At 65.6% G+C, this 11,932-nt stretch carries 7 protein-coding genes and 1 tRNA gene; 2 read left to right on the top strand and 6 right to left on the bottom strand.

All coding sequences use genetic code 11. The features are described 5' to 3' along the window. Positions 1-213: 213 nt before the first annotated feature. Positions 214-729 (top strand): hypothetical protein, encoded by a 516-nt coding sequence (locus AC27L4_RS20790; RefSeq protein WP_487144265.1) that lies wholly within the window; start codon positions 214-216, stop codon positions 727-729. Between the two features lie 202 nt (positions 730-931). Beyond that, positions 932-2,080 (top strand): integrase, encoded by a 1,149-nt coding sequence (locus AC27L4_RS20785; RefSeq protein ID WP_487144264.1) that lies wholly within the window; start codon positions 932-934, stop codon positions 2,078-2,080. 57 nt (positions 2,081-2,137) lie between these two features. Here the strand turns inward: AC27L4_RS20785 and AC27L4_RS20780 are convergent. From AC27L4_RS20780 to clpX, 6 genes are all read right to left on the bottom strand, one after another. After that, a tRNA-Val gene (locus tag AC27L4_RS20780) sits at positions 2,138-2,213 on the bottom strand. Between the two features lie 129 nt (positions 2,214-2,342). Then, on the bottom strand, positions 2,343-4,772 hold the full coding sequence (gene lon / locus AC27L4_RS20775) for an endopeptidase La (RefSeq protein ID WP_487144263.1): 2,430 nt from the start codon (positions 4,770-4,772) through the stop codon (positions 2,343-2,345). Positions 4,773-5,041: 269 nt separating this feature from the next. After that, complete coding sequence (locus AC27L4_RS20770; RefSeq protein ID WP_487144262.1) at positions 5,042-8,119, bottom strand: efflux RND transporter permease subunit; 3,078 nt, start codon at positions 8,117-8,119, stop codon at positions 5,042-5,044. Positions 8,120-8,152: 33 nt separating this feature from the next. Further along, complete coding sequence (locus AC27L4_RS20765; RefSeq protein WP_487144261.1) at positions 8,153-9,289, bottom strand: efflux RND transporter periplasmic adaptor subunit; 1,137 nt, start codon at positions 9,287-9,289, stop codon at positions 8,153-8,155. Positions 9,290-9,644: 355 nt separating this feature from the next. Continuing rightward, entirely contained in the window at positions 9,645-10,439 is a 795-nt protein-coding gene (locus AC27L4_RS20760; RefSeq protein WP_487144260.1) for an SDR family NAD(P)-dependent oxidoreductase, read from the bottom strand. 97 nt (positions 10,440-10,536) lie between these two features. Next, positions 10,537-11,799 carry an ATP-dependent Clp protease ATP-binding subunit ClpX gene (clpX, locus tag AC27L4_RS20755; RefSeq protein WP_487144259.1) on the bottom strand — a complete coding sequence of 421 codons (1,263 nt, stop codon included), beginning with the start codon at positions 11,797-11,799 and terminating at the stop codon, positions 10,537-10,539. Positions 11,800-11,932 lie beyond the last annotated feature (133 nt).

Genomic DNA, 11,932 nt, shown 5'->3' with positions numbered 1-11,932 from the left:
CGGCCACGAAGCCGAGGAGGAAGACCACCTGTAGCAGGCGAAGCACACGGCAACGGAATCGCCAACACAAATGCGCGATTCTCTATGCAAGTTAACGGCATGCCTCTAATATGGACGAATATCTCCTTTTACGAGATATGCCACTGATTCGCCCGACAGTCAATGGCTGTCAAGCCTTGGTGTCGGTTTTTTTGGAGGGTAGGAGTTATGAGCGTGGGCAAGATCAATTTTGAGCTTCAAAGGACGGCTGATTGGCGCAACAGGGTGAGTGAGCGGCATCCGGAGGACATTCGCAACGCGACGGCGGCTGAGCTATGTCAGAAGCTCGCCCTCCAGGACGTCTCAGATGCGCTGTTGGAGAAATTGCAGAGCATCGACGATGCCTATGCGCATGAGTGCGAGTCGTTCATGTCCGTGCCGTCCGATTTCAGGGACCCCATGGATGTGAGCTGGTCTGATGTGCTGTCCGACATCGGCTTCCGCTTCATGCCCGCGAACGTGGACGAGGTGGCATCTCGACTGATCGAGGCTTCCCGCGACGCCGTGGCCGAATTGATAGAAATCCGAGATCGAGATGTAGAATCGGAGTCGGCCTCGACTCACGAGCCGACACCGACTCCAGAGCCGACTTCGACTCCCGATGGCTCGCGCCGCCGCGTTATCCGCCACGGCCAGCACATCGTCAAAGTCGAGAGCGAGTGGCAAGACAACAACCACTGGCTGAAGTGAGGTCACCGGTGCAAGCCGCGAACGACAATCACGACCTCGACGCTCCTATGCGTCTCAAGGACGCGGTGCAGATCGCATTCCCCCACGGGGGAATGTCGCTCAATGGCCTGCGCCGCGAGGTGGCACGCGGCAATCTTGCCGTCGAGGTCATCGCCGGCAAGCAATTCGTCAGTCTTCGCTCGATTCAGGACATGAGGGCACGATGCCGCGTCGCCGCCAACCCGCTCGCCTCTGGCTCCGCCGCTCCGATAAGGATCGCGGCTCGGTCTGGGTCATCCTCGACGCCGGACGCCAAATCGCAACTGGCTGCGGCGCGGGCGACATTGAGCGCGCTAACGAGCGATTGCGGACGTACCTCGCCGAAAAGGCGAGCCTTGCCCCGGTCGAGCGCGAGCGGCACGCGCGCGATGTGACTATAGCGGAGGTGCTGCGTCATTACGTTCAGGTGCGCGGCCGCGAGGTCAAGCAGCCCAAGGCTCTCGCGTCGCGAATCACGTTCCTCCTGAACTGGTGGGGCGAGCGCACCCTCGACGACGTCGATAGCCTGTCATGCGGTCAGTATGCGAATGCCCGCACGACGAAAGCGGCAGCGCGCAGGGAGTTGGAGGATCTGCGCGCTGCTGTCAGACTGGCTGTGGCCGATAAGCTGACCAGATCGTCCGTTACGGTAACGTTGCCCCCTCCTCCGGCTCGCCGTTCGAAGTTCCTTGAGCCTGACGCCGTCGCCAAGCTCCTATGGGCAGCGCACCGCAAGCGCGAGTCGCAGACCCGCCATCGCGGACCTGACAAGGGCAAGCGGCTGCCGACGTCGAAAAAGCAACTCACCCATGTGGCCAGATTCATTCTGACGGCTCTGTACACCGGCTCGCGTGCCGCGCGTGTCTGGCAAGCTTCCTTCGAGAAGGAGGTCGGCAGGCCATGGGTCGACTTAGAAAGCGGGCACTTCCATCGGTCATGGGAGGGCGAACACGTTCCGGACAACAAGCGGGCGCCATCGATTCGCCTCCCCCCTCGCCTGCTCGCCCATATGCGTCGATGGCGACGCATGGGGGCACGCTATGTCGTCGAGTACGAGGGGCGACCGGCAGATCCAAAGAAGGCCTTCAGGAAGCTTGCCGACGAGGTGCTAGGGCCGGAGGCCGAGGGCGTGGTGCGGCACACATTCCGGCACACCGCGATAACGTGGCTGATGCGAATGGGCGAGGACCTCCACGAAATCAGCGGATTCACAGGTGTCAGCCGCAAGATCCTGGAGACTGTCTATGGTCATCATCACCCTGACCACCAGAAGGCCGTTGGATTGGCTTTCAGTCGAGGACGGGCCGCTCGCATGGGCGGTAACCGTGGATAAAGTTGCCGTTATAGTTGCCGTGATTTGAAGGGATGATCCATAACCCATTGAAATATCTGGTGGGCGGTGACGGGCTCGAACCGCCGACCCTCTCGGTGTAAACGAGATGCTCTACCAACTGAGCTAACCGCCCTCCCGGCAATCCAATATGGCCGGCCGACGCGCTCCGCAAGGCCGATATGGCCTCGACCACCAGAGAATCAGGCCGGAACGAAAGCGGCGGGCCGAAGCCCGCCGCGCTCGTTCCATCGAAAAGCGGCGTTCAGTGCGCCACCATGCCCGGGCCGTCCTCGTCCGAGAGGACCGGCGGCTTGCCCTTGGCCGGCACCTCCTCTTCCCAGACGATCGCCTCGGGCTTGCGCGTCAGCGCCCGGGACAGCACCTCCTCCATGCGCGAGACGGGCACGAGCTCGAGCCCGTTCTTCACATTGTCCGGGATCTCCGCCAGGTCCTTGACGTTCTCCTCGGGGATCAGCACCGTCTTGATGCCGGCGCGCAGCGCCGCCAGCAGCTTCTCCTTGAGGCCGCCGATCGGCAGCACCCGGCCGCGCAGCGTCACCTCGCCGGTCATGGCGATGTCGCGGCGCACCGGGATGCCGGTCATCACCGAGACGATGGCCGTGGCCATGGCGATGCCGGCGGACGGGCCGTCCTTGGGCGTGGCGCCCTCCGGCAGATGCACGTGCACGTCGCGCCGGTCGAACAGCGGCGGCTCGATGCCGAAGTCGATCGAGCGGGAGCGGACATAGGAGGCCGCGGCCGAGATCGATTCGCGCATCACGTCCTTCAGGTTGCCGGTCACCGTCATGCGGCCGCGGCCGGGCATCAGCACCGCCTCGATCGTCAGGAGCACGCCGCCGACCTCGGTCCAGGCCAGGCCCGTCACCGCGCCGATCTGGTCCTCCAGTTCGGCGACGCCGTGGCGGTACTTCGGCGCGCCGAGATAGTCGGCCAGCACCGTCTCCGTCACCTTCACCGACTTCTTCTTGGTCAGGAGGATGTCCTTGACCGCCTTGCGCGCCAGGTTCGACAGCTCACGCTCCAGGTTGCGCACGCCGGCTTCCTGCGTGTAGCGGCGCACCAGGGCCAGCAAGGCCCCGTCCTCGATGGTGAACTCCTTGCCCTTCAGCCCATGCTTCTTGACCGCGTTCGGGATGAGGTGGCGGCGGGCGATCTCGACCTTCTCGTCCTCGGTGTAGCCGGCGATGCGGATGATCTCCATGCGGTCGAGCAGGGCCGGCGGGATGTTGAGCGTGTTCGCCGTGGTCACGAACATCACGTTGGAGAGGTCGTAGTCGATCTCCAGGTAATGGTCGTTGAACGTCGAGTTCTGCTCGGGATCCAGCACCTCCAGCAGGGCCGACGACGGATCGCCGCGGAAATCCATGCCCATCTTGTCGATCTCGTCGAGCAGGAAGAGCGGATTCTGCTTCTTGGCCTTGCGCATGGACTGGATGACCTTGCCGGGCATCGAGCCGATATAGGTGCGCCGGTGGCCGCGGATCTCGGCCTCGTCGCGCACGCCGCCGAGGGACATGCGGATATATTCGCGTCCCGTCGCCTTGGCGATCGACTTGGCGAGCGAGGTCTTGCCGACGCCGGGCGGGCCCACGAGGCACAGGATCGGGCCGGTCAGGCGGTTGGCGCGCTGCTGCACCGCCAGGTACTCGATGATGCGCTCCTTGACCTTGTCGAGGCCGAAATGGTCGGCGTCGAGGATCTCCTGCGCGTGCGGCAGGTCCTTCTTGATGCGCGACTTGTCGCCCCAGGGCAGGGACAGGATCCAGTCGAGATAGTTGCGCACGACCGTCGCCTCGGCCGACATCGGCGACATCTGGCGCAGCTTCTTCAGCTCCGCCTGCGCCTTGTCGCGCGCCTCCTTCGACAGCTTGACCGTCTTGATCCGCTGCTCGATCTCGCCGAGTTCGTCCTTGCCCTCCTCGTCGCCCAGTTCCTTCTGGATCGCCTTCATCTGCTCGTTGAGATAGTACTCGCGCTGGGTCTTCTCCATCTGGCGCTTGACGCGCGAGCGGATGCGCTTCTCCACCTGCAGGACCGAGATCTCGCTCTCCATCAGGCCGAGCACCTTTTCCAGGCGCGCCGGCACTTCCAGGATCTCCAGGACCGACTGCTTCTCGGGAATCTTGACGGAGAGGTGCGAGGTGATGGTGTCGGCGAGCTTGGAATAGTCCTCGATCTGGTTCACCGCCGCGACGACCTCGGGCGAGACCTTCTTGTTGAGCTTCACATAGCTCTCGAACTCGGCGACGACGGAGCGGGCGAGCGCCTCGGCCTCGACGCGATCCGCGCCCTGGTCGGCCAGCACCACGGCCTCGGCTTCGTAGAACTCCTCGCGGGAATTGTAGGCGCGCACCTGGGCGCGGTCGGAGCCTTCCACCAGCACCTTCACCGTGCCGTCGGGCAGCTTCAGGAGCTGCAGCACCGAGGCCAGCGTGCCGATGCGATAGATCGCATCGGTCGAGGGATCGTCCTCGGACGCGTTGAGCTGAGTCGCCAGCAGGATATGGCGGTCGGTCCGCATCACCTCCTCAAGCGCGCGGATGGACTTTTCCCGGCCGACGAACAGCGGCACGATCATGTGCGGGAAGACCACGATGTCGCGCAGCGGGAGCACGGGGAAGGTGTCCACGGTGCCGGGCGGCACGGAAGGGCGCGGTCTGTTCGAAGTCATGTCATGTCCTTTCCTGCGTCGCCATGCGCTACGATAGCCGCACGGACGGACGCCCCGTCCCCGGTCGAGGCCGTCCGGGGAAGGATAGCACAAGCGGCGAGGAGGCTTTCGAGTTTTCGCGACCGCCCCGGCATGGGCGCAGTCGTTTCGTCTGGGATTAGGTGGAGAGGGGGGCAGCCGGTGTCAAGCGACCCGCCCGCCATATGCGGATTTTCACGCATTTTGTGATATTTGCTTCGGCCGCCCCGATTACGGGCCCGACGGCGGCGTCAACGCACCGCCGCCGCGGCCTTGGGCGCCGTGGCGCCCTGCGCATGATGATCGGCGGCGAGGAGCATGTAGACCGCCGGCACCACGAACAGGGTGAAGAGCGTGCCGACCGCGAGCCCGGCGGCGATGACCAGCCCCATGTTGAAGCGCGAGGCCGCGCCGGCCCCGGTCGCCAGGATCAGGGGAATCACCCCCAGGACCATGGCGCCGGTGGTCATCAGGATGGGCCGCAGCCGGATGCCGCAGGCCGCCTCGATCGCCTCGCGCTTGGACTTGCCGGCCGCCTGCCGGGTGTTGGCCACCTCGACGATCAGGATGCCGTGCTTGCTGATCAGTCCCATCAGCGTCACCAGCCCGACCTGGGTGTAGATGTTCATCGTGGCGCCGCCGACCCCGAGGCTGATGAAGGCGAGGGCTCCGGCGATCGACATCGGCACGGACACCAGGATGATCAGCGGGTCGCGGAAGCTGTTGAACTGGGCCGACAGCGCCAGGAAGATGATGATCAGGGCCAGCACGAAGGTGGTGAGGATGCCGCTCGATTCCTGCACGAACTGGCGGGACTGGCCGCCATAATCGACCGAATAGCCCTGCGGCAGCATGCGCCCTGCGATCGCGCGCAGCGAATCGAGGGCTTCGCTCGTCGACACGCCCGGCGCCGGCACGCCGGAGATGGTGGCGGCGTTGAGCTGCTGGAAATGCGCAACGGCGCGCGGCGTCGCCTGCAGTTGCACGGTGGCGATAGCCAACAGCGGGATCTGGGCCCCGTTCACGGTGGCTATGGGATAGCCGAGGATCTGATCCATGTTCTGGCGCGACACCTGCCGCACCTGCGGGATGACCTGGTAGGACCGGCTGCCCATGCTGAAGTAGTCGACATAGCCGCCGCCCAGCATCGAGGCCAGGGCGGTGCCGACAGCGGTCATCGACAGACCCATCGCCGATGCCTTGTCGCGATCGATCCGGATCGCATATTGCGGATTGTCGACATGGAGGTCCTTGGTCACGAAGATGAACACGCCGGATTTCTGCGCCTCCTGCAGGAAGGTGGTGGACACTTCGTCGAGCTGGTTGAAGTCTCCGGTGGTGCCGATGGCGAACTGCACCGGCAGGCCGCGCGAGCCCGGCAGCGGCGGCAGCTGGAAGGCCGCCGCCTGCGCACCGGCGATGCCGTTGAGCTCGGCCTGGACCAGCGGCTGCAGGGTCGCGGCGGTCCGCGTCCGGTCGTCCCAGGGCTTCAGCACCATGATGTCGATGGAGTTCGTGTCCTGCTCGATCTGCAGGGCGTGCAGGGTCTCGAGGTAGCTGTCGAAGATCCTGACGATCTGGTCGGAGTTGAGCAGCCGTTCCTGCAGCGTGGCGTCGGGGGCATTGGTCACCTGCGCGAAGATCGCGCCCTGGTCCTCGCTCGGCGCGAGCTCGCTCTTGGCGCCGGCATAGAGGAAGTAGATGCTGCCCAGCACGATGGCGGCGAAGACGAGCGTCACCGGCAGGGTGTCCAGGCTGGCGTGCAGCATCCTGACATAGGGACGGTGGATCTCGGAAAAGCGCCGGTCGATGAAGTCCGACAGGCGCTCTTCCCAGCCGCTGCGGTCGGCCAGGTGCGGTTTGAGGATGCGCGAGCACGTCATCGGCGTCAGCGTCAGCGCGACGATCATCGACACGGTGACCGCGCCGACCAGGGTGAAGGCGAACTCGGTGAACAGGGCGCCGGTCAGCCCGCCCTGGAAGCCGATCGGCACGTAGACGGCGATCAGCACCACGGTCATCGCCAGGATGGGTCCCACCAGCTCGCGCGCCGCCGCGAAGGCGGCCGGCATCGGCGCCGCCCCCTCCTCGATGTGGCGGTTGACGTTCTCGACCACGATGATCGCGTCGTCGACCACCAGTCCGATCGCCAGCACCAGGGCCAGCAGGGTCAGGAGGTTGATGGAGAAGCCGAAGATCAGCATCATCGCGAAGGCGCCGATCAGCGACAGGGGGATCGCCACCACGGGAATGGCGACCGAGCGGGGCGAGCCGAGGAAAGCGAAGACGACGAAGATGACGATGGCCAGGGCCTCGCCGAGGCTCTTCACCACCTCGATGATCGACTGCCGCACGAAGATGCTGGTGTCGTACATCACCACGCCTTCCAGCCCTTGCGGCAGCTGCGCCTGGATGCCGGGGAACACGGTCATCACCCGGTCGATCACGTCGAGCAGGTTGGCGGTCGGCGCGATCTGGATGCCGACGAAGACGCCGGTCTTCCCGTCATAGCCGACCTGGGCGTCGGTATCCTGGGACCCGAGCGCCACGGTCGCCACATCCTTCAGCCGGATGGCGACGCCGTTCACCTCGCGGACGACGAGGTTGCGGAAAGCACCGATCGTGTGCAGGTCGGTGTCGGCGGTCAGGACGGTCTGCGTCATCTGCCCCTTGGTGGTGCCGATTCCGGCGATGTAGTTGTTGGCGGCAAGCGCCAGCCGGACGTCGGCCGCCGTGAGGCCATAGGCGGCCAGCTTGTCCGGGTTCAGCCAGGCCCGCAGCGCAAAGACCTTGCCGCCGAGGATCTCCGCCGTCTGCACGCCCGGCACCGCCTGCAGCTTCGGCTGCACCACGCGCGTGACGTAGTCGGTCACCTGGTTCGCCGCCAGCACGCCGCTGCGGAAGGCGAAATACATCGCGTCGGTGGTCTGGCCGATCGAGATGGTCAGGACCGGCTGCTGGGCGCCGGTCGGCAGTTGGTTGAGCACCGACGTCACCCGCGCGCTGATCTCGGTCATGGCGGCATCGGCGTCGTAGTTGAGGCGCAGGTTGACCGTGATCGTCGACTGGCCGGAGGTGCTGGTCGAGGTCATGTAGTCGATGCCGTTGGCCTGGGCGACGGCGTTCTCCAGGGGCGTGGTGATGAAGCCGGCGATCACGTCCGGATCGGCGCCCGGATAGGTCGTCGCCACGGTGACCACGGCATTCTGGGTCTTGGGATATTGGCGCACCGGCAGCGAGCGGAACGACTGGTAGCCGATGACCACGATCAGCATGCTGACGACCAGGGCAAGGACCGGCCGGCGGATGAAGATGTCGGTGATGTTCATCGCGATGCCATCCCTGCTCTGCCCCGGTCCCCCTCAGTTCGGATTGGCCGGCGCCGCGTTCGGATCGTTCGCCGGCTGCACCGCATTGTTGATCGCCACCGGCGTGCCGCTGCTGAGCTTGAGCTGGCCGGAGGTGACGACCATCTGGCCCTTGCTCAGCCCCTTGGTCACGGCGATCTGGTCGCCGCGCGTCTGCCCCGTGGTGACGAAGGTCTGGGTGGCGGCCAGCTGCGGCTTGCCGTCCGCCCCCTTCCCCTTGTCGGTGACGACGAAGACCGAGCTGCCATACGGATTTATGGTCACCGCGGCCTGGGGCAGGGTGATGAAGTCCCGCGGCCTGCCGACGGTGATCGACACCTTGCCGAACATGCCCGGCAGCAGCAGGCGATCCGGATTCGGCAGGTTGGCGCGCAGGGTCAGGCTGCGGCTCAGATTGTCGACCAGCGGGCTGATCGCGGTGATCGTGCCCTCGAAGCGACGCCCGGCATAGGCGTCCACCGCCGCCGTCACCGCCTGGCCGACCTTGACCTGCTCCAGGACCTTCTGCGGCAGGGTGAAGTCGATCTGGATCGGATCGAGCGATTGCAGGGTGACGATGCCGGTCCCCGGCGCAAGGTACTGGCCGAGGCTGACCTGGCGCAGCCCGAGCCGGCCGTCGAAGGGGGCGCGGATCGAGTATTGCTCCACCAGGGCCTGCTGCGCCACCACCTGCGCCTGGTCGGCCTTCAGGGTGGCGAGGTCGCTGTCGACCGTCGACTGGCTGACCGCCTGCGACGTCTTGAGCACGCGGGAATCGCGCTCATAGGCGACCTGGGCATAGGTTTCGGCAGCCTGGTATTGCTGGAGCGTCGCCGCCTGCTGGTCGGCGAGCAACTGGACCAGCAACGTGCCGGCCTTGACGTCCTGCCCATCGGCGAAGGCGATCTTCTGGACGATGCCCGGCACCTGGGCGGAGAGACTGGCGCCCTGGACGGCATTGAAGCTGCCGGTCGCCGTCAGCGTGTCCTGCCACGGCGTGATGTCGACGCTGATGGCGGAGACGGTCTGGACGGGCGCCTTGAGGCTGGCGAGATAGGTGGCGATCGCCCGATTCTTGAACGCCTGGAAGCCGAAAATGCCACCCAGGATCACGCCGATCACGGCCAGCATGATCACCATGCGCTTCGTCATGGCCCGACGCTCCGGTTTCGACATCCGGCCGAAGGGACCGGCCGGGCAGCCGATACCGATCGTCCGACGCGAAACGTCTGGATCCGTCGTCCGTCCCGACAAATTCCGGCAGGCCTACCGTCCCATGACGAAGCGCCGGATTCCATGGAGGAGCACGCGCATCACACCCGAGGACCGCGCGCCATGCAAGCGAACAAGGGCACCCAGACGGGGTAGGACAGCCTCCGCGCCGTATCGTTCGGTCGTGAAGGCAAACACTATCCCCGGGTAAGCCGATATTTTGTCGGAAATACGATAGGACCGGTCGAGCATCCCTGGCGAATGCCGGCCGCTCCCGTGGTCGGCGCGCCCTGCCCTACTGCGCCAGGAACCCGCCGTCCACCGGCAGGGTGTGGCCGGTGATCATCGCCGCGCCCGGCCCCGCCAGGAACAGGATCGCCGCAGCCACTTCCTCCGGCTCGGCCATGCGATGCAGCGGCGTCATCGCCTCGATACGCGCGACCAGCTCGGGCTGGGCCAGCAGCGGCGCAATGAAGGGGGTGCGCACATAGGTCGGCGCCACGGCGTTGACGCGGATGCGGTGCGGCGCCCATTCGACCGCCAGCGCCCGCGTCATGTTGACGATCGCGCCCTTCGTGGCCTGGTAGGAGACGTTGGGATAGAGCCCGCCACCGGACAGGCCCATGATCGAGCTGGTGCTGACGATCGAGCCCCCCTCGCCGCCGGCGATCATCAGTCGCGCCGCCGCCCGGGCGCACAGGAAGGCGCCGGTCATGTTGACGGCCACGACCTTGTCCCAGGCGTCGAGGGCGAGATCCACGGCCGGCTGGCGCAAGGCAAGGCCGGCATTGTTGATCAGGATGTCGAGGCGGCCATGCCGTTCGGCGATGCGGGCCACGGCCGCGTCCACGGCCGTCTCGCTGGTGACATCGACGGCCAGGGCCCAGGCCGGCGCGGGGCCGGCAATCGCCTCGAGCAGCGCGTCGCCGGCCTCGACGCGGTCGGCGATCACCACCTGGGCACCGGCCATGGCGAGAGCCTTCGCCGTCGCCAGGCCGATGCCACCGGCGCCGCCGGTCACCAGCGCCACCTTGCCGGTAAGGCCGAAGGCTCGGTCGAGCGAGGAAAGGGCGTCTGGCGCGGCCGTCATGGCAGGCTCCGGTTCGGGGAGAGAATCGCGCCGACAGGCATATCAGCAAAAAGCCCCGGCGAACCGGGGCTTTTCGGGGATCGGCGTCCAGGCCGCGTCAGGCGCTGGACGAAACTTCCTGCTTGTCGGAGTAGATCGACAGGGGCTTGGCCTGGCCGTCGACCACCTCCTTGGAGATCACCACCTCCTCGACGCCGTCGAGACCCGGCAAGTCGAACATGGTGTCGAGCAGAATGCCCTCCATGATCGAGCGCAGGCCGCGGGCGCCGGTCTTGCGTTCGATCGCCTTCTTGGCGATCGAGGACAGGGCCTCCTCCTGGAAGGAAAGCTCGACGCCCTCCATCTCGAACAGGCGCTGGTACTGCTTGACCAGCGCGTTCTTGGGCTCGGTCAGGATCTTGATCAGCGCCGGCTCGTCGAGATCCTCGAGCGTGGCGATCACCGGCAGGCGGCCGACGAACTCGGGAATCAGGCCGAACTTCAGGAGGTCCTCCGGCTCGACCGAGCGGAAGATCTCGCCGGTGCGGCGATCCTCGATCGAGGCCACCTTGGCGCCGAAGCCGATCGAGGTCGACTTGCCGCGCTGAGAGATGATCTTCTCCAGGCCGGAGAAGGCGCCGCCGCAAATGAACAGGATGTTGGTGGTGTCCACCTGCAGGAACTCCTGCTGGGGATGCTTGCGCCCGCCCTGCGGGGGAACGCTCGCCACCGTACCTTCCATGATCTTCAGAAGCGCCTGCTGCACGCCCTCGCCCGACACGTCGCGGGTTATGGAGGGATTGTCCGACTTGCGGCTGATCTTGTCGACCTCGTCGATGTAGACGATGCCGCGCTGCGCCCGCTCGACATTGTAGTCGGCGGCCTGCAGCAGCTTGAGAATGATGTTCTCCACGTCCTCGCCGACATAGCCCGCCTCGGTCAGCGTCGTGGCGTCGGCCATGGTGAAGGGCACGTCGATGATGCGCGCCATGGTCTGGGCCAGCAGCGTCTTGCCCGAGCCGGTCGGCCCGATCAGCAGGATGTTCGACTTGGCCAGCTCGACGTCGCCATGCTTGCTGGCGTGGTTGAGGCGCTTGTAGTGATTGTGCACGGCCACCGAGAGCACGCGCTTGGCGTGGAACTGGCCGATGACATAGTCGTCCAGAACCTTGCAGATCTCGCGCGGCGTCGGGATGCCGTCGCGGGTGCGGGTCAGCGAGGACTTGTTCTCCTCGCGAATGATGTCCATGCACAGCTCGACGCATTCATCGCAGATGAACACGGTAGGGCCAGCGATGAGCTTGCGAACCTCGTGCTGGCTCTTGCCGCAGAACGAGCAGTAGAGCGTGTTCTTGGTATCGCCGGGCTTGTTGTTGGCCATGTCACATCCCCCTTTCGGGCATTCCATCCGAGCGGAGTTTCCGCGTCACGTATCCAACATATAAGGCGCTTATCATCGTTGTGAAACCTGTGTCGAACGACACGCGGCAGTCAGACGCGCCCAACATGCATTC

The sequence above is a fragment of the Labrys sp. Lb11 genome, assembly GCF_057554225.1.
Note: the sequence above shows the minus strand (reverse complement) of the source record. Positions and strands in the feature narration are given on the sequence as shown.